This window comes from Agrobacterium sp. El2ro-1b (assembly GCF_048298475.1).
GTDB lineage: Bacteria > Pseudomonadota > Alphaproteobacteria > Rhizobiales > Rhizobiaceae > Agrobacterium > Agrobacterium fabrum.
The window spans coordinates 783,210-800,371 of record NZ_CP103459.1; the positions used below are offsets into that span (position 1 = coordinate 783,210).

Sequence of the window (17,162 nt, forward strand, 5' to 3'; positions counted from 1 at the left end):
GCATAGCTCGAAAATTCCTGCTTTGTTTTTTAGCACTCCCACAGAAATCGTTGAGAAATCAGCTTTCCCGATAGACCTGGAAACCGGCGAAGGACTGGTTGACGGGCATCAGTTCAAGGCTGTTGATGTTGATATGCTTCGGCTGCGAGGCGACCCAGTAGATCGTATTGGCGATATCGTCGGCCGTAATCGGATTGACGCCCTTGTAGAGATTATCCGAGGCTTCCTGATTGCCGCCGGTGCGCACCAGCGTGAATTCCGTTTCGCACATGCCGGGTTCGATCGAGGTCACCCTGACACCCTTGCCGTGCAGGTCGGAGCGAAGACCGAGCGAGAACTGCCGCAGGAAGGCTTTGGTGCCACCATACACATTGCCACCCAAATAGGGGTAATGGGCGGCCACCGACGAGAGGTTGACGACAATGCCCTTCTGCTTGATCAGGGTCGGCAGAAGATGATGGGTGATGTTCAGGAGACCGGTGATGTTGGTATCCACCATGGTCTGCCAGTCCTTCAGCGCCACCTGCGGCGCGGGCGCGGTGCCAAGTGCCAGACCGGCATTGTTGACGAGAATGTCGATATCCCTGAAATCAGCAGGCAAAGTCGCCAGCGCCTTTTCGGTCGCATCCTCGTCGGTGATGTCGAAGGCGATACCATGAAAGGCCGGGCCGAGTTCAGCCGCCAGCGCCTCCAGCCGCTCCGCCCGCCGGCCCGTGCCGATGACCTTCCAGCCTTCCTTGACGAAACGCCGTGCCGTGGCCTGCCCGAAACCAGACGTCGCGCCGGTGATGAGGATGGTGCCGCTCATGATGATGCCTCCACTATATCAGTTTTTTCAGGGTCAGTTTGTGTCAGTAGTTTTTCAGCGGCCGCCGCGAGACAACGTTTATAGGCGGCCAGATCCGTATAAAGCGCCGCTTCCGGCGCATCGCCAACGATGATGATACCATCGCGCCGCAAAATTCCGCCATGCAGCATGAGATTGTCGACCATGTCGAAATTCTCGATCGACAGCCCGTCCGGTCCACGATACCGGCCTGTTTCATCCAGCGCCACAACGTCGCTATAATGCGCCTTGATGCGGGTGAAATGATTGGCGGCGACGTTGGTATAGGCGAAAACCGGCTTGCCCAGCGCGCACATGAAGCCCAGCTCGTAGCTCGTGCCGGTATCGGCGGCGATGCCGCGGAACGGGGTGAGATTGGCAATCACCGCATCGGCTTCCAGCATCATCCGCTCGTCGACTTCATTGATATTGCAGCCATGGCCGATCCGCGTATCCGCCGGCGGAATCTGCAGGTCACCCGGCGACAGCGGGATAAATCCTGCCTCCCGCGCCAGCGACGCCTTGAGGTCGAGCATTTCACGCGCATTCGGGAGAAAGACTTCCGGGCCGGCGAGATAGATTTTCTTTGTCATCGGGAATTCATGCGATCTGTCAGGAAAGGATGATCCGAAACTAACCCGGGGTGTTTCGCAAAGGCAAGCCGCAGCAGCACGGAAACGGTCCATAAAGCGGTATCGCCCAGACGCTCTTTCCTTTATAGCCGGTGCCACAGACAGGAAATTTCCGGAGCAAGACATGGCAGCCACCATCCGTTATCACGAAGGCGATATTTCCGCCGAAGATGCCGCGCGCTACAAGGGCGCCATCGCCATCGATACGGAAACGCTGGGGCTGGTGCCGCGACGCGACCGTCTCTGCGTCGTGCAGCTTTCGTCCGGCGACGGCACGGCGGATGTCATCCGCATCGCGGCCGGCCAGAAGCAAGCCCCGAACCTCGTCCACATGCTGGCCGATCCCGCCCGCCAGAAGATTTTTCACTATGGCCGTTTCGATATCGCCGTTCTCTTCCACACGTTCGGGGTCACGACCACGCCGGTCTTCTGCACCAAGATCGCCTCGCGCCTCTGCCGCACCTACACAGATCGGCATGGGCTGAAGGACAATCTCAAGGAAATGCTGGAAGTCGATATTTCCAAGGCGCAGCAATCCTCCGACTGGGCGGCCGAGACGCTGTCGCCCGCGCAGCTCGAATATGCCGCCTCCGACGTGCTCTATCTGCATGCCCTGCGCGACAAGCTGACGGCGCGTCTTATCCGCGATGGCCGCATCGAGCATGCCGACGCCTGTTTCGCCTTTCTGCCGACCCGTGCGAAGCTTGATCTTCTCGGCTGGGACGAGACGGATATTTTCGCCCATAGCTGAGCGTGTCTGCACTTGGCTTAAGCACTGATTTACCGAAATTGCCTATTCTCGGCCGCAACTTGGACGGCCGGGGACTTTAAAGGATGATCACTCCGCTACAGCAGACGGCGGGCATTGCAGTCAACGACATCATGCGGTCGATGGTGGAAGCCATCGAGGACCGCCAGCGCGAAGAGCGTGAAAAGGCGAACGGCACCAAAAAGGACGATGCGGTCAAAACCCAGCCGCAACCGGACGAAAGCCATCGCGTCGCCAATGAAAAGATAAGTTCCTACCTGTTCGGCATCATGAAGCCGGACGCCGATGCTTTCGCCTCCCTCGTCTCGCGCTTTTCCTCCGCTCTCGGCGTCACGCAGGAAGCCGACGAGTCGAGTTTCTCCTTCGCCCGGCGACTTCAGGATGCGCTGACCCTCACCGACAATTTCGAAAAGACCGATGCGCAGGGAAAAGCCACGACGATTTCCCTGACCTCCTTCGGCGTTTCGGAAACGCAGGTCACTGATGTGCTGAACAACGGCGTCACCGCCAAGACCGATCCCATGGCCGCCCTCGCTGCCCGTATCGCAAAGGGTGCCGGACTGACGGGCAAGGAAGAGGATTTTGGCGAGCAGATGTCGAAAGCCATCATGGCGATGCGCGCGACCTTGCCGAAAAATGTCAGCGATCTCGAAGAATCTACCGGCCTCAAACAACTCGGCATCTCCGCCCGGCAGATGATCGCCGCCATCGCCAACCCCTATGGCGACGAGGCGCGCGCCGTGAAGGATGCCCTGAACGATCAGGCGCAGGGCACCCGCTTCATGACGCGGGAAACCCTGAAAATCATCCAGCGCCTCGAAGACGTCGCGGACCCGAAGACCAAGGAAGAGTTGCAGGCCGAGCGTGGTGAAGAACGCATCGGCGAAATCAATGATGCCGAAGTGAAGGCCGAGCGCGAAAAAGATATCAAGGCACTCGATGTGCAGGGCAAGCTTGAAGACGTACAGGAACTTCAGGATGTCGTGAAGGAGCATATCGATGCTTCCAAGAACGACAAGACCGAAGGTGCCGACACACAGAAGCCGGTCGATATTTCACCGGAAACCGCCCTGATCTCCGTACTTGCGGCAACACCGAAGGAAGAAGCCGGCCCGGCTGAAAACGAAAATGAACCCGCAAACACAGAGGCGGCCGCCAATCCCGCCGATGCGGAAAACGAGGCCAAAAAACTGCTCAATGCGCAGGGGCTCGTCAAAGACGCCCGCACTGCGATTTTGCCGATCTCGATCGACGATAATGGCCTTTACGAACTGCTGAAGAAAAAGGCGGCATGATAGCCGTTTGCGACGTCACTTGAGCGAAACATGATGTGAGTTCAGACATGACCGATATTTCCGGCCTATCCCGCAGCGTCGTTTACGACAACGAGCCCGATGCGGCGCAGGCACTGCTGTCCATGGCCGCCCCGCCACTCGTTCCCGATGACGCGGCCTTTGCCGCAGCCGGTGACGAGGACCAGCCCATCGCGCCCGTGGAGATGCAACCGGAGCGACGCCTTCCCAAAGCAAGCTGGCTCGACGCCATGCCACCAGAAGCTTTTGAGGATGCAACCAGCGACCCCGACCATATTTCCTCTGTCAACTCCGACGATAATGGCCTTTATCGCATGTTCATCGGTATCTCGCCCTGAGCGCGCCGTCGCGCGCAATGCGTTGGTTAGCCAAATCTTAATATCTGCAAGCCAAGATTGAACCAGATGATTCTATATGCGCAGAAACCGGGATAACGGCCGGGGCGCATATGGCGCTCCCGCATGAGCGGGCGAGATGACACCTGTACATCACCGGCGCGGCGATTTTTCAACATTCAAGCCAGATGCGGATCAGAGAGCCAATGGGGATTGGTCCTTTCGCAGCCAGCCGCGGTCACCGATAGGAACGGAGCGCAGCATGTTACCGCCTGTACAGAAAATTGCGGCTGCCGATGCCGCCTATGGCACGAACTTACCGCTGACACCGCGTGCACAGGTGAAGGATGGCGTGCCACCGCAGACGAGCAATCCTGTCCCCGAAAATAGCAGCAGCCTTTTCGCCCGCGCGGCAATCGCCTCCCTTACCAGCGAATTCCAGCTTTCCCGCAGCACGGCAGTTCTGGCGGAAGCGCTGGGCAAGCTGATGAACCTGCCCCGGCGGGATGGTGAAGCCATAGAGACCTATGTGACGCGGCTGACGGAGGCCCTGCGCACCCTGCCCGCTGCCCAGCGTATGGCGCTGGAACAGCAGGTCGGAAAAGCCCTGCAAGGCCTGACCCTTGCGATGCTCGCCGAAATCCTGAAACAGCCGACCGGGCCGGATGCCGCCCGCCTGGCGCTACTGATCGAGCTTTCTCGATACAGGGGAATGGATCTCGCGACCAAGGCGGTCGTGTCTTCCTACCAGCAGAACAATCCCGCTCCTGCACAGCCCGTCCAGCCGAAACAGCCGAACGCTCCGAGCCAGCATGCGGAAAGCCGACAAAACCCGGCGGCGACGGCACAGCCGGCGAGTTCCGCGATGGCGAGCCGGCTGCTGCCCCTGCTTATCGGCCCGCTTGCCTTCAGCGGAGCGGCGGTGAAGGCCACGGTGGCGGCGCTGACCGCACAGCAGGATGTACGCGTCCCTCTTGCCGCCCCGCCTGCCGACACAGCCGAACCGCCCAGCGATGCGACGAAACCCGGTGCGAAAATGGAAAACACCCTGCGTCCGCTTCCGCCGCAAACGGACAGCGCGCCCAAAGAAATCCCGGCAGAGCCACGCCCGGCCGATGTACCACACGCGGAGACCAGCGAGACACGCCCTGCCCTTCCGCATCGCGAGGTGATGAAGATCGAGCAAAAGGAAGCCCGCCCAGTCTTGCCGTCCATCATCGGCCAGGTGGAAGGCGACGGCGAGACCGTCGCCAATCTTCTGCTGGCCGCCGCGACCGGCAAACTCCCTGCCAGAGCGAACACGACTCAGCAGCTCCCGGTCATGCCACAGGGCGCTCCAGCGCAGCCTCTTGAAGACCAACCCTCCGAAAAAGCCGCCTTCGCCACGGCCAATGCCCGCCCTTCGGGCGACGACACTGAAACCATGACCGCTCGCCCCGATGCCCAGCCGTTGCCCCGCGGCACATTGGATCCGGAAGCGAAAATGGCCATGCTGGAGCAATCGGCCTCGCAATCCCTGATCGCCGCTGCCCTCGTAAAGGACGGCACGCCATTGCCGCTCGTCGCTTATCCGCCGGCGGATGAAGATCATGAATCGGAAACACCGCCCCGTGGTGGCGGTCCATTTTCCGAGGATGAAGCAGAAGGCGAGGCCGAGGCCGGCGCTGACAGTTCCGATGATCAGGGGGAAACGGAAGAACGCATCGCCGCCAATGACGCGATCGACGAGCAGGAAAGCGCGCCCGCAGCGGCTTCCGACGACAGTGCGGAGAATTATTATCTCAGGATGAGCGGCATGCTCTGAGAGGAGTGCGGCTGTTCCCGCTCACCTGCTCAACATGCGAGCAATAAAAAACCCGCCGGAAAATTCCGGCGGGTTCTTCATGTCATAAGATCGAAGCGATTATTCGCCGCGGTTCTTCAGAGCCGCGCCGAGGATGTCGCCGAGCGAAGCGCCCGAGTCGGACGAACCGAACTGTGCGACGGCTTCCTTCTCTTCAGCGATTTCCAGAGCCTTGATCGAAAGCATGACCTTGCGGTCCTTCTTCGAGAAGTTGACGACGCGGGCGTCGAAAACCTGGCCAACTGCGAAACGCTCCGGACGCTGATCGTCACGATCGCGTGCGAGGTCGTTGCGGCGGATGAAGGAGGTGATGTCCTCGTGGTTGACGAGCTTCACTTCCACGCCACCGTCGTTAACGGCGATGACTTCGCACGAAACGACTGCGTTCTTGCGCAGGTCGCCGGATGTTGCGGCTTCACCGACAGCATCCTTGCCGAGCTGCTTGATGCCGAGCGAGATGCGTTCCTTCTCGACGTCAACATCGAGAACGACAGCCTTGACCACGTCACCCTTGTTGAACTCTTCGATGACCTGTTCGCCCGGACGGTTCCAGTCGAGATCCGACAGGTGAACCATGCCGTCGACATCGCCTTCGAGGCCGATGAACAGGCCGAATTCGGTCTTGTTCTTGACTTCGCCTTCGACTTCAGTGCCGGCCGGATGGCTGAAGGCAAATGCCTGCCACGGGTTTTCCAGCGTCTGCTTGAGGCCGAGCGAGATACGGCGCTTGGACGGATCGACTTCGAGAACGACAACGTCGACTTCCTGGCTCGTGGACAGGATCTTGCCGGGATGGACGTTCTTCTTGGTCCAGGACATTTCGGAAATGTGGATCAGGCCTTCGATGCCCGGCTCCAGCTCAACGAATGCACCGTAGTCGGTGATGTTCGTGACGGTACCGGAGATCTTCTTGCCAACCGGGTACTTGGCGGAGATGCCATCCCACGGATCGGACTCGAGCTGCTTCATGCCGAGCGAGATACGGTGAGTTTCCTGGTTGATGCGGATGATCTGAACCTTGACCTGCTGGCCAATGTTGAGGATTTCCGAAGGATGGTTGACGCGGCGCCATGCCATGTCGGTAACGTGCAGCAGGCCGTCGATGCCGCCGAGGTCAACGAACGCACCGTAATCGGTGATGTTCTTGACGACGCCGTCAACAACCTGGCCTTCTTCGAGGTTCTGAACGATTTCAGAACGCTGCTCGGCACGCGACTCTTCGAGAACCGTACGGCGCGAAACAACGATGTTGCCGCGACGCTTGTCCATCTTGAGGATTTCGAAGGGCTGCGGGTTGTGCATCAGCGGGGTAACGTCGCGGATCGGACGGATGTCGACCTGCGAACGCGGAAGGAAGGCAACAGCGCCGTCCAGATCGACGGTGAAACCACCCTTGACCTGGTTGAAGATAACGCCTTCGACGCGCTCGCCAGCTTCGAACTTGGCTTCGAGCTTGACCCAGCTTTCTTCGCGGCGAGCCTTCTCGCGCGACAGAACGGCTTCGCCGAGGGCATTTTCGATGCGCTCGACGTAAACTTCGACTTCGTCGCCGACCTTCAGCGTGCCGTCCTTGGACTTCGCGCCGAATTCCTTGAGCGGAACGCGACCTTCGACCTTCAGACCGACGTCAACGATCGCGACGTCCTTCTCGATTGCCGTGACGATACCCTTGGCAACATAGCCTTCGGCAAGATCGTTGGAGGCAAAGGATTCTTCGAGAAGCGCTGCGAAATCGTCGCGCGTGGGGGTAGATACTGACATGAAATCTCCTGAATGCATCCGCGCAGAGGCGAATACAAAGCGCCGGTGGGCTAGTGTTGTTGATACCCGAACCCATGCCCGCCTTTTTAAAAGGCTTTCCGGCGCAAGGACATGTCTTCAGGCAATTCCGGACTAAACGCAGACGGCGGCAAGCCGTTCCGCGAAAAACCTATCTCTTCAGAGCGGCGTCGATAATCGTGCGCGCGGCCTGAAACGCCGCCTCTATACTCATTTCCGACGTATCTAGCAAGTGCGCGTCTTCAGCCGGCCTCAACGGGCTGTCGGCGCGGCCCATGTCGCGCTCGTCGCGTTTTTTCACCTCGGCGAAAATGGCATCATAATCGCCACCACCGCCATTAGCCAGAATCTCATCGTAACGGCGCCGCGCCCGAACGTCGGCAGAGGCCGTGACGTAGAGCTTCACCGGCGCGTCAGGGCAAACCACGGTGCCGATATCGCGTCCGTCAAGCACCGTGCCCGGCTCCCTCAAGGCAAAAAGCTGCTGGGCTTTGACGAGCGCACGCCTCACCGGCGTCATGACAGCAATTTTCGACGCCGCCTCGCCAATCTCGTGCCGGGAGAGAACGGCGCGGTCGAGCCCCGCAAGGTCCAGCTCCAGCGCCATTTTTTCCGCGACCGCTTCATTATCGAGCGGCAGGCCGGCATCGAGAAGAGCCTTGGCGGTTGCCCTGTAGGTCAGCCCGGTATCGAGATGATGAAAACCATAGGTCTCCGCGATCTTGCGCGAAAGCGTTCCTTTGCCCGCCGCAGCCGGCCCGTCTATGGCAATCGTAAAGGTCATGAAGCGTCCCGTCCGTGCATCCGTTATAGATATAATAAAGTGTGTCATGCCTCTCTTTTTATATCAGCATTCACACATGGGGCTTGCGCCATGGGAGGCAGCACCCGAAGTTTGTCTTTGACACGAAAGAGCGCAACGATTAAGGGGACCGGCTATAAATTTTACCGTCTATGCCGGTTTTACGGCGTACACACCGAAACTCATTCGACAATTTGAGGCTTAGACAGTGGCAAAAACGGAACTTGGTACCAAGCGTACAGACCCCGATACCGGCAAGAAATTCTACGATCTGAACCGCGACCCGGTCGTTTCTCCCTATAGCGGCAAGTCCTGGCCGCTCTCCTTCTTCGAGGAAAGCACGGCTCAGGCCAAGATGGAGCAGGCTGAGGAAGAGGAAGTGGCGGAAGTCGACGCCGAAAACACGGAAGTCGAACTCGTGTCGCTGGAAGATGCCGATGGCGACAACAGCGGCGACGATATCCCTGATCTGGGCGACGACGACGATGATGTCGAAATCGACGACGACGACGACACCTTCCTCGAAACCGATGACGAAGATGACGACGACGACATGTCCGGCATCATCGGCGTACCGGGCGACGACGAAGAAGCTTGATTTCACTTGATAATTCGGCCCGACGACAAAAAAATGACGCCGGGCCGTTTTTTATGCTTGCACTCGCCGGAAAGCCGCAGTAGTAAGCCGCCACCGAACGGAACAACAACCGCTTCGGTTCCCGGAACCGGAAGAAATGCCGGAACCCTTATGGGGCTATAGCTCAGCTGGGAGAGCGCTTGCATGGCATGCAAGAGGTCAGCGGTTCGATCCCGCTTAGCTCCACCAAATCTTCCAAGACAGAATATATCGCATATGGCCAAAAGGTTTATCACGTTGCGCAACGCGGCTTGAAGCAATCGTTATTGCAACAACGCCCGCACATCCTGCCCGTTGATACGGCATTCCACAGATCGGGGCGCACTGCCCTTTTCCCCCATCTCGCGACACTCCAGATATCGGCCGCGCAGACGGTTCTGCAGCGCCTTGAAGGCATTCAGCCCGCAGGCGTAACGGCGGCCGTCGGGACCGGTGCAGACGCGGTTGCGTTCGATCTCCTCCACGCCGGCGAGTTGGAATTCCTCACCCTTGAAGGTGAAGCGGCTGCTGGAGATCACCCGCAGGCGCTGGTCGGCATGCATTTTCAGCTGATAGAGATCGGGCGGTGTCGCAATACGCTCGTAAGTCTGGCTGCGAGGATCCACCCGCACCGGCTCGGTCGTCCACAGCAGCTCCGTATTGGCGGCCAGACCCGTCGGCGCGGAGGTCGCCTCGCCATCGACCAGCGAGGCGATACGGATGCCTGCTATGCCGAGGCCTATCGCCAGAAGGATCTGAAACAGCAAAATCGCGATCTGCCGGACCATGTCACCGCAACATCAAATAATGAACGACATAAAATAGATGGACCGCCTCATAAACCTGCGGCCACGGCAATCACATCAATAAAATCTTGCCCGCGCTGACATCCCGCACCGTGCCCATGGCCATGATCGGGATACGGTCGCCATCCAGGATCACTCTGCCCGTCGTCCGCAACCAGCGAAAACCGCCGGATTTGAGCCGAATGCGGTATTCCTGATCGTAGAACACGCCATTCGTCAGCGAATTATAAACCGCCTTGGCGACGCGGGCCCGCGAGCCGCTTTCGATCTGCGCAATGAAGTCTTCAACCGGAATGCCTTGGGCGGCTTCTTCCGGGGAGAATTCACGCAGGCGGGCGCTTACGGCATCCAGATAGACCAGATTTTGCCCGACGTTCCAAGTGTAGTAACCCACAAGTGTCTCTTCGAGAGATATGTTTTCCAGCATCGGCCTTCTACAGTCTGAAATGCTTGTGTGGGGTCTGTAACACACATGACGGCAGACGGCTAACCACAAGAATTCATCCTTTTGTCTGATGAAATCCCGTTTTCGCGCCGCCATTTATCGACAGGCCTTTTCGGCCGCCATGTTGGCGAAGCAACCTTCCTGTGCCAAGAAGGCTGATACCGCAGCCAGTGACCAGAGGAGCCGCCGTGACCATCGGGCTTGCCCATGCCGAACTCATCGCCGTCGTCACCGCCATCACCACGGATGAACCACGCGTCATGACCGTTCGCGAAGGGGCGGCCCTTCCCTCGGGTCCGTTCGAATTCGGACACAGGACGCTCCAGAGCGGGCTGCGGGAATGGATCCACGAACAGACCCACCACCCCGTCGGTTATCTCGAACAGCTCTATACTTTCGCCGATCGCGACCGCAACAACGAGATTTTGGGCGGCAGAACCATCTCCATCGGTTATCTCGGTCTGGTGCGCGAGCAGGAGGCGCCCAGTGGCAAAAGCGCCTTCTGGCACGGCTGGTACGAATATTTCCCGTGGGAGGACCATCGCCAGGGACGCCCCGATATTCTCGACGGCATTATCGACAGGCTGCGCGCCTGGGCCGATTCCGAGTCCGATAGCAGGGCCCAGCGTCACCTGCGCGCCGATTTCACCTTCGGGCTGGATGGCGGCGGCTGGAACGAAGAACTGACCCTGCAGCGTTACGAGTTGCTGTATGAGGCGGGACTTGTCGAGGAAGCGCAGGGCGAACCGCGGATCAATTTCGGCAGGCCGATGTTTGCCGACCATCGCCGCATCCTTGCCACCGGCATCGCCCGTCTGCGCGCCAAGATAAAATACCGGCCAGTGGTCTTCGAGCTTATGCCCGACAGCTTCACCCTGCTGCAATTGCAGCGCGCCATCGAGGCGCTGGCCGGGCTGACGCTGCACAAGCAGAATTTCCGCCGGCTGATCGAACAGCAGCAGCTGGTGGAAGAAACCGGCGACATGGCGACCGAAACCGGCGGCCGCCCGGCGAAGCTTTTCCGCTTCCGCCAGACCGTTCTCGATGAACGCGCCCTTTCCGGAACGAAACTGCCCCTCTCCCGCAATTGACATATACTCACAATGAGAATATGCCTTTGTGCTAAATATACTCAAAAAGAGTATAAATGGGAGAGCACCGTGAACGAGCAGATTTCCGCCGCCAGCCTTTACGACCGCGTTGCCCGTGTCATTCCCAAGGCCGAATGGATGGGCTTTCAGGATGATGTGGAGGCAATCCTTGAATTGAAGCGCAAGCGCAACGCCGTCATCCTCGCCCATAATTACCAGACACCGGAAATCTTCCACGGCGTCGCCGATATTGTCGGGGACAGTCTCGCCCTTGCCCGCAAGGCAATGGAGGTGGAAGCGGATGTGATCGTTCTGGCCGGCGTGCATTTCATGGCCGAGACGGCAAAGCTGCTCAATCCGGAAAAAACCGTGCTCATTCCGGATATGGCCGCTGGCTGCTCGCTCGCCGATTCCATCACGCCGGAAGACATCGCGCTTCTGCGCAAGGCCTATCCCGGCGTTCCTGTCGTCACCTATGTGAACACGTCAGCGGCGGTGAAGGCGGCGTCCGACATCTGCTGCACGTCAGGCAATGCCCGCCAGGTGGTGGAATCGCTCGGCGTGCCGCGTGTGCTGATGCTGCCGGATGAATATCTGGCGAAAAACGTCTCCAGGGAAACCAATGTCGAGCTGATCGCCTGGCGTGGCCATTGCGAGGTACATGAGCTTTTCACCGCCGATGACATCAGGGAACTGCGCGAGAGCCATCCCGGCGTTATCGTGCTGGCGCATCCCGAATGTCCGCCGGAGGTCGTAGACGCTGCGGATTTCTCAGGCTCCACCGCCGTCATGTCTGACTATGTCGGCCGAGAGCGCCCTGCCCGCGTGGTGCTTCTGACGGAATGCTCGATGAGCGACAACGTCGCCGTGCATCATCCCGATGTCGAATTCATCCGCCCCTGCAATCTCTGCCCGCACATGAAGCGCATCACGCTTGGCAATATCCGCACGGCACTGGAGGAAAATCGCCATGAAGTGACGGTCGATCCGGCCATCGCCGGTGCAGCCCGCCGCGCCGTGGAAAGGATGCTGCAGATATGAGCGAGTTTTTGCCGCAGCGGGACTGGACGGTCATCGTCGGCAGCGGCATTGCCGGGCTGATGGCGGCGCTGACGCTGGCGCCGCAGCCCGTGCTGCTTGTGACGCGCGGCGCGCTCGGCGGCGAAACCTCAAGCGCCTGGGCGCAGGGCGGCATCGCGGCCAGCCTCGGGACCGATGATCGCGCAGCCCTGCATGTCGCCGATACGCTCGCTGCGGGCGATGGCCTTTGTGATGAAGATGTGGTGGTTGGCATCGTTTCCGCCGCCCCCGCCGTCATCGATGCACTGGAGCGGGCGGGCGTTCGCTTCGACCGGGACGCCGGCGGCAACTATGTCTTCGGGCTGGAAGCCGCCCATAGCCGGCGGCGCATTCTGCATGCCGAAGGCGACGGGTCGGGTGCGGCCATCGTCAGGGCTCTTGCAGATGCCGTTCGCCGTACGCCTTCGATCACGGTTCTGGAAGGCACGGAAGTGCGCCGCCTGTTGACGGAAGACGGCGTCATCGCCGGTCTCGCCTGCGCCGGCCCGAACGGCAGCTTCCTTCTGCCGGCAAGCCGGGTGGTTCTGGCCACCGGAGGCCTCGGCGGGCTTTATGACGCCACGACCAATCCCTCCGGCAATTTCGGACAGGGCATCATGCTCGCCGCCCGCGCCGGCGCCATCCTTGCCGACATGGAATTCGTGCAGTTTCACCCGACAGCACTTTCCTCTCCCCGGCGACCGCTGGCGCTGGTGAGCGAGGCGGTGCGGGGTGAAGGCGCCCTGCTTCTCAATGAAAACGGCCAAAGGTTCATGGCGGCGGTGCCGGGCGCGGAACTGGCGTCGCGCGATATTGTCGCCCGCGCCATCGACCGTGAAATCCTGCGCGGCGGCAGGGTCTTTCTCGATGCCCGCCAGGCGCTCGGCTCCGGTTTTGCCAGCCGTTTCCCGTCGATCGACCTGCTTTGCCGCGAGGCGGGCATAGACCCCGCCCGCGAACTCGTGCCGGTCCGTCCGGCCGTGCATTACCACATGGGCGGCGTCGCCACGGACGATAAAGGCCGAAGCTCGGTGCCCGGGCTCTGGATTGCCGGAGAAACCGCCTGCACGGGCCTGCACGGCGCAAACCGGCTTGCCAGCAACTCCCTGCTGGAGACGGCCGCGATGGGGATGCGTGCGGCGCAGGATATTGCCGGCCGGCCCGCATCTGCGGCAAGGCCAGAGGCTGCCGTTTCGCTCAAAGCTACAGCTGATTTTTCACGCGCCGATCTCACCGCTGTCAGGCCCATCGTTTCCCGTCATCTCGGCATCGTCAGACATGCCGCGGGATTGGCCGAAGCCGTCAGGGATTTGCTGCCGCTTGCCGAGCGGAACGGCCCGGCATCCGACCCGGCGGTGGTCGCCCTCTGCATCGCCGTCTTCGCAGCCCTGCGGAAGGAATCGCGCGGCGCGCATTTCCGTGACGATTTTCCGCAAAGGGACGCCAAGGCCATGAGACGCCGACTGAGCCTGAACGACGTCGTCACCGTCGCCCATGAGCTTTCTTCTTCCAGCCTTTCAACAGCCGGTTTCGCGCGGAGCGCCTGACATGACCCTTTCCCCCCTGCCCCGTCTCATCATCGAACCGCTCGTGCGTAATGCCCTTCTGGAAGACCTGGGCCTCGCGGGCGACATCACCTCCACCGCCGTCATTCCCGCCGATCACCGCTCGGTCGTTGTCATGGCCGCGCGGGAGCCGGGCGTCATCGCCGGGCTCGATGCGGCGGAACTTGCTTTCCAGCTTGTGGACCCGGCGATCAGGATGAGCAGGCACATTGCGGATGGGGCAGCCGTGGCACCCGGCGATATCATCGCAACCATCGAAGGGCCGTCACGGGGGCTTCTGACCGGGGAACGCACGGCGCTGAATTTCCTCGGCCATCTCTCGGGCATCGCCTCCGTCACTGCAGAAATCGTCACCGCCATTGCCGGCACCAAAGCGTCGGTTGCCTGCACCCGCAAGACGACGCCGGGGCTGCGGGCGCTGGAAAAATATGCCGTACGCGCCGGCGGCGGCATGAACCACCGTTTTGCACTTTATGATGCCGTTCTCATCAAGGACAACCATATCGCCGTTGCCGGCGGCGTGCGTGAAGCCATCAACCTCGCAAGGCAGGGCGTCGGACATCTCGTCAAGATCGAGGTCGAAGTCGATACGCTCGTGCAGTTGCACGAGGCCATGGAAGAGGGCGTGGATGCGGTTCTTCTCGATAATATGACGCCGGAACAGCTGCACGAGGCGGTAGCGATCGTTGCCGGTCGCGCCATCACCGAAGCCTCCGGCCGCATCAATCCGCAGACGGCGGCAGCCATCGCCACCACAGGTGTCGATCTTATCTCCATCGGCTGGATCACCCATAGCGCGCCGGTTCTCGATATCGGGCTGGACTTTGAGAACCACGGTTGAGTTTGCGGTAACGTACACGCCTTACGGAACAAAACCTCCGCGTCTTCGTTAATGATCGCCTGGGGTCAATTCAAGGCGGGGGGACGTGCGCAAAAAATGCGGGTCCATATGCCTATGACCTCTCTCTAGAAAGGAAAGGCTTGTTATGGAAGACGCACAAGTTGGCTGGATTGCAGCAATCATCATCGGCGGCGTGGCCGGTTGGCTCGCCGAACAGTTCATGAAAAGCAATATGGGTGTTTTCATGAACATCATCCTCGGCATTATCGGCGCCATCGTCGCCAATTTCCTTCTGGGGCTCATCGGCGTCTCGCTCGGAGGCTGGATTGGCTATCTCATCGCCGGTTTCATCGGCGCCTGCATACTCATCGCCATTGGGCGGGCATTTCGCAGATAAGGGGAGGACAGAATGAGCTTTTTCAACAAGATCAAGGACGCGATTTTCGGCAAGGCCGAGGCCGCGCCGCAGACTTCGGCTCCGGCCGGCACATCCACAACCACCGCAAGCCCGGCAGCACCGGCCCAGCCTGCCTCACCGGCACCGACAGCTGCGGCTCCCGCGCCCACCGGCACCGTCGACGTCGCCTCCATCCTGGATGCGGCAGTCAAAAAGAACGGACAGAAACTCGACTGGAAACATTCCATCGTCGATCTTCTGAAGGCGCTCGATCTGGACAGCAGCCTCACTGCCCGAAAGGAACTGGCGAGCGAACTGGGCTACACCGGCGACACCTCGGATTCGGCGACCATGAATATCTGGCTGCACAAGGCGGTCATCAAAAAACTCTCCGAAAACGGCGGCAAGGTTCCGGCCGACCTTCTGGATTGAACCGATAAACGGGAGAACCGCGATGGACGACTATTCCAGCCTGAGAGAGCAGATCGGCCAGGATCTCGACACCCTGCACAGGACCGAGAACCCGAAGTCGATTTTCGAAATCGCCGATGACTATCTGCTGGGAGATCCAAATCTCAAGCGAGCCATCGTCGAAGACATCATCAAGGAAGAAGCGGACAAGCGCGGTATCGCGATCCACTGAACACACGCGACAAGCGCGGCTGTTTCACACGAAGGGCGGCATCCAGACCGGGTGCCGCCCTTTTTGCTTCAAGCGTCATTTTTCCGGCTTCGCTTCGGCCTTCTTCGCGTTTTCTTCCATCAGCTCATACCACATGGCGTTCATGACGGCGAAGATGGCGGCGAGAGGCAGGCCGAGCAGCCAGGCGAAATACCACATATTCGATCTCCTTCTTTTCAAACTTTTCCTGGAATTGCGTCAATAAGCGTGGCCGCTATCGTCACGGATTGCCTTCTCATCCACCTTGCCCCACAGCACGCGATAGACCCACGAGGTGTAGGCAACGATCATCGGAACGAAGATAAGCGTGACGACCAGCATGTTGAACAGCGTCATGTGGCTGGACGAAGCATCCCACACCGTCAGGCTCGACTTCGGATCAACCGAAGACGGCAGGATGAAGGGAAACATCGTAAGTCCGACGGTGGCGATGATGCCGAAAATCGCGAGCGAGCTGGACAGCAGAGCCAGGACTTCCCTGCGGGCCCTGAAAAGGATGAAAGCGACGAGCGGGAACACAAGACCGAGCGCCGGCGCCAGCATCATCCACGGATGTGCCGCATAATTGGCAAACCAGACACCACCCGCAACCTCGACCGTCTTGGACAGCGGGTTGGAGGGACCATCGGTCACGACTTCAGAGGTGAAGCGATACCCATCGACCCCGAGCCAGAGGAAGACACCGCCGAGCGCGAAAAGAACTGTGGTGGCAAGGGCCGCAATGCTGCCGAAACTGCGCGCACGGGCAGCCACCGGACCTTCGGTCTTCAGTACCAGCCACGCCGCACCATGCATTACCAGCATGGCGACGGAAACGAGGCCGCAGAGAAGGGCATAAGGGTTCAGAAGCTCGAACAGCGTCGTGCCGTCGTAGAAAATCCTGAGATCGTCGTTAAAGTGGAAAGGAACACCCTGCAGGACGTTGCCGATAGCCACGCCAAAGATCAGCGTCGGCACGAAGCCGCCGACGAACAGGGCCCAGTCCCAAGCGCTGCGCCATGCCGTGCTCTCCCGCTTGGAGCGATATTTGAAACCGACCGGCCGCAGGATCAGCGCGAACATGATGGCGGCCATCGCCAGATAAAACCCTGAAAACGACACCGCATAAAGTGGAGGCCAGGCGGCAAAAATCGCGCCGGCACCGAGGATCAGCCAGACCTGGTTGCCCTCCCAGACCGGGCCGATGGAATTGATGACGACACGGCGCTCGATATCCGTTTTCGCCACGAAGGGCAGCAGCGCGCCCGTGCCAAGATCGAAACCGCCCGTCACGGCAAAACCGATAAGCAATACGCCGAGCAGCAGCCACCAGATGACGCGAAGGATTTCATAGTCGATGAGTTGATGCAGGATCATGATAT

Annotated in this window: 20 protein-coding genes and 1 tRNA gene; 13 read left to right on the forward strand and 8 right to left on the reverse strand. The window is 60.0% G+C overall.

Annotated features, from left to right (window positions below):
- Nucleotides 1–58 precede the first annotated feature (58 nt).
- Nucleotides 59–808 carry an SDR family oxidoreductase gene (locus NYR50_RS17820; RefSeq protein WP_418137753.1) on the reverse strand — a complete coding sequence of 250 codons (750 nt, stop codon included), beginning with the start codon at nt 806–808 and terminating at the stop codon, nt 59–61.
- Entirely contained in the window at nt 805–1,419 is a 615-nt protein-coding gene (locus tag NYR50_RS17825; RefSeq protein WP_418137754.1) for a nucleoside 2-deoxyribosyltransferase, read from the reverse strand. Before NYR50_RS17825 ends, NYR50_RS17820 begins: the two co-directional genes overlap by 4 nt.
- A 163-nt stretch (nt 1,420–1,582) precedes the next feature.
- On the opposite strand from NYR50_RS17825, the gene NYR50_RS17830 reads away from it, so the two are divergent.
- From NYR50_RS17830 to NYR50_RS17845, 4 genes are all read left to right on the forward strand, one after another.
- On the forward strand, nt 1,583–2,209 hold the full coding sequence (locus NYR50_RS17830) for a ribonuclease D (protein WP_010973569.1): 627 nt from the start codon (nt 1,583–1,585) through the stop codon (nt 2,207–2,209).
- An 83-nt stretch (nt 2,210–2,292) separates the two neighbouring features.
- Entirely contained in the window at nt 2,293–3,522 is a 1,230-nt protein-coding gene (locus tag NYR50_RS17835) for a hypothetical protein (RefSeq protein WP_418137755.1), read from the forward strand.
- Between the two features lie 47 nt (nt 3,523–3,569).
- Nucleotides 3,570–3,878: a hypothetical protein gene (locus NYR50_RS17840; protein ID WP_418137756.1), complete on the forward strand. Its 309-nt coding sequence runs from the start codon at nt 3,570–3,572 to the stop codon at nt 3,876–3,878.
- 259 nt (nt 3,879–4,137) lie between these two features.
- A complete protein-coding gene (locus tag NYR50_RS17845; RefSeq protein WP_418137757.1) occupies nt 4,138–5,679 on the forward strand; it encodes a hypothetical protein in 1,542 nt (513 codons plus the stop codon).
- 99 nt (nt 5,680–5,778) lie between these two features.
- Here the strand turns inward: NYR50_RS17845 and rpsA are convergent, their stop codons facing one another.
- The gene (rpsA, locus tag NYR50_RS17850) at nt 5,779–7,479 is read right to left on the reverse strand and encodes a 30S ribosomal protein S1 (protein ID WP_006313829.1); all 1,701 of its coding nucleotides are present in this window, start codon (nt 7,477–7,479) and stop codon (nt 5,779–5,781) included.
- 169 nt (nt 7,480–7,648) lie between these two features.
- A complete protein-coding gene (cmk, locus tag NYR50_RS17855) occupies nt 7,649–8,281 on the reverse strand; it encodes a (d)CMP kinase (protein WP_174011118.1) in 633 nt (210 codons plus the stop codon).
- A 226-nt stretch (nt 8,282–8,507) separates the two neighbouring features.
- On the opposite strand from cmk, the gene NYR50_RS17860 reads away from it, so the two are divergent.
- Entirely contained in the window at nt 8,508–8,897 is a 390-nt protein-coding gene (locus NYR50_RS17860; protein WP_006313825.1) for a TIGR02300 family protein, read from the forward strand.
- 152 nt (nt 8,898–9,049) lie between these two features.
- Nucleotides 9,050–9,125 (forward strand) — tRNA-Ala (locus NYR50_RS17865).
- A gap of 74 nt (nt 9,126–9,199) precedes the next feature.
- Here the strand turns inward: NYR50_RS17865 and NYR50_RS17870 are convergent.
- Both NYR50_RS17870 and NYR50_RS17875 read right to left on the reverse strand, forming a co-directional pair.
- Entirely contained in the window at nt 9,200–9,703 is a 504-nt protein-coding gene (locus NYR50_RS17870) for a thermonuclease family protein (RefSeq protein ID WP_174011116.1), read from the reverse strand.
- 70 nt (nt 9,704–9,773) lie between these two features.
- Nucleotides 9,774–10,148 carry a PAS domain-containing protein gene (locus NYR50_RS17875; protein ID WP_174011114.1) on the reverse strand — a complete coding sequence of 125 codons (375 nt, stop codon included), beginning with the start codon at nt 10,146–10,148 and terminating at the stop codon, nt 9,774–9,776.
- Between the two features lie 206 nt (nt 10,149–10,354).
- Here NYR50_RS17875 and NYR50_RS17880 point away from each other — a divergent pair, with 206 nt between their 5' ends.
- The 7 genes from NYR50_RS17880 to NYR50_RS17910 all read left to right on the forward strand — a co-directional run bounded on the left by NYR50_RS17880 (nt 10,355) and on the right by NYR50_RS17910 (nt 15,762).
- Complete coding sequence (locus NYR50_RS17880; protein WP_174011112.1) at nt 10,355–11,257, forward strand: NUDIX hydrolase; 903 nt, start codon at nt 10,355–10,357, stop codon at nt 11,255–11,257.
- 69 nt (nt 11,258–11,326) lie between these two features.
- The gene (nadA, locus tag NYR50_RS17885; RefSeq protein ID WP_174011110.1) at nt 11,327–12,298 is read left to right on the forward strand and encodes a quinolinate synthase NadA; all 972 of its coding nucleotides are present in this window, start codon (nt 11,327–11,329) and stop codon (nt 12,296–12,298) included.
- The gene (locus NYR50_RS17890) at nt 12,295–13,863 is read left to right on the forward strand and encodes an L-aspartate oxidase (protein ID WP_418137758.1); all 1,569 of its coding nucleotides are present in this window, start codon (nt 12,295–12,297) and stop codon (nt 13,861–13,863) included. The genes nadA and NYR50_RS17890 overlap by 4 nt, the downstream gene beginning before the upstream one ends.
- A gap of 1 nt (nt 13,864) precedes the next feature.
- Nucleotides 13,865–14,722, forward strand: coding sequence for a carboxylating nicotinate-nucleotide diphosphorylase (gene nadC / locus NYR50_RS17895; RefSeq protein ID WP_418137759.1), 858 nt, complete (start codon nt 13,865–13,867; stop codon nt 14,720–14,722).
- A 145-nt stretch (nt 14,723–14,867) separates the two neighbouring features.
- Complete coding sequence (locus NYR50_RS17900; RefSeq protein WP_418137760.1) at nt 14,868–15,119, forward strand: GlsB/YeaQ/YmgE family stress response membrane protein; 252 nt, start codon at nt 14,868–14,870, stop codon at nt 15,117–15,119.
- A gap of 12 nt (nt 15,120–15,131) precedes the next feature.
- Nucleotides 15,132–15,551, forward strand: coding sequence for a DUF3597 domain-containing protein (locus NYR50_RS17905; RefSeq protein ID WP_010973558.1), 420 nt, complete (start codon nt 15,132–15,134; stop codon nt 15,549–15,551).
- Between the two features lie 22 nt (nt 15,552–15,573).
- A complete protein-coding gene (locus NYR50_RS17910) occupies nt 15,574–15,762 on the forward strand; it encodes a hypothetical protein (protein WP_006313812.1) in 189 nt (62 codons plus the stop codon).
- Between the two features lie 75 nt (nt 15,763–15,837).
- Here NYR50_RS17910 and cydX read toward each other — a convergent pair whose 3' ends face one another.
- Nucleotides 15,838–15,960 carry a cytochrome bd-I oxidase subunit CydX gene (cydX, locus tag NYR50_RS17915; RefSeq protein ID WP_006313811.1) on the reverse strand — a complete coding sequence of 41 codons (123 nt, stop codon included), beginning with the start codon at nt 15,958–15,960 and terminating at the stop codon, nt 15,838–15,840.
- 39 nt (nt 15,961–15,999) lie between these two features.
- Nucleotides 16,000–17,157, reverse strand: coding sequence for a cytochrome d ubiquinol oxidase subunit II (gene cydB / locus NYR50_RS17920; RefSeq protein ID WP_418137761.1), 1,158 nt, complete (start codon nt 17,155–17,157; stop codon nt 16,000–16,002).
- Nucleotides 17,158–17,162: the final 5 nt, after the last annotated feature.

Coding starts and splice junctions, on each gene's coding strand:
- NYR50_RS17820 (WP_418137753.1), bottom strand. CDS start 808: ATGAGCGGCACCATCCTCATCACCGGCGCGACGTCTGGTTTCGGGCAG.
- NYR50_RS17825 (WP_418137754.1), bottom strand. CDS start 1,419: ATGACAAAGAAAATCTATCTCGCCGGCCCGGAAGTCTTTCTCCCGAAT.
- NYR50_RS17830 (WP_010973569.1), top strand. CDS start 1,583: ATGGCAGCCACCATCCGTTATCACGAAGGCGATATTTCCGCCGAAGAT.
- NYR50_RS17835 (WP_418137755.1), top strand. CDS start 2,293: ATGATCACTCCGCTACAGCAGACGGCGGGCATTGCAGTCAACGACATC.
- NYR50_RS17840 (WP_418137756.1), top strand. CDS start 3,570: ATGACCGATATTTCCGGCCTATCCCGCAGCGTCGTTTACGACAACGAG.
- NYR50_RS17845 (WP_418137757.1), top strand. CDS start 4,138: ATGTTACCGCCTGTACAGAAAATTGCGGCTGCCGATGCCGCCTATGGC.
- rpsA (WP_006313829.1), bottom strand. CDS start 7,479: ATGTCAGTATCTACCCCCACGCGCGACGATTTCGCAGCGCTTCTCGAA.
- cmk (WP_174011118.1), bottom strand. CDS start 8,281: ATGACCTTTACGATTGCCATAGACGGGCCGGCTGCGGCGGGCAAAGGA.
- NYR50_RS17870 (WP_174011116.1), bottom strand. CDS start 9,703: ATGGTCCGGCAGATCGCGATTTTGCTGTTTCAGATCCTTCTGGCGATA.
- NYR50_RS17875 (WP_174011114.1), bottom strand. CDS start 10,148: ATGCTGGAAAACATATCTCTCGAAGAGACACTTGTGGGTTACTACACT.
- NYR50_RS17890 (WP_418137758.1), top strand. CDS start 12,295: ATGAGCGAGTTTTTGCCGCAGCGGGACTGGACGGTCATCGTCGGCAGC.
- nadC (WP_418137759.1), top strand. CDS start 13,865: ATGACCCTTTCCCCCCTGCCCCGTCTCATCATCGAACCGCTCGTGCGT.
- NYR50_RS17900 (WP_418137760.1), top strand. CDS start 14,868: ATGGAAGACGCACAAGTTGGCTGGATTGCAGCAATCATCATCGGCGGC.
- NYR50_RS17905 (WP_010973558.1), top strand. CDS start 15,132: ATGAGCTTTTTCAACAAGATCAAGGACGCGATTTTCGGCAAGGCCGAG.
- NYR50_RS17910 (WP_006313812.1), top strand. CDS start 15,574: ATGGACGACTATTCCAGCCTGAGAGAGCAGATCGGCCAGGATCTCGAC.
- cydX (WP_006313811.1), bottom strand. CDS start 15,960: ATGTGGTATTTCGCCTGGCTGCTCGGCCTGCCTCTCGCCGCCATCTTC.
- cydB (WP_418137761.1), bottom strand. CDS start 17,157: ATGATCCTGCATCAACTCATCGACTATGAAATCCTTCGCGTCATCTGG.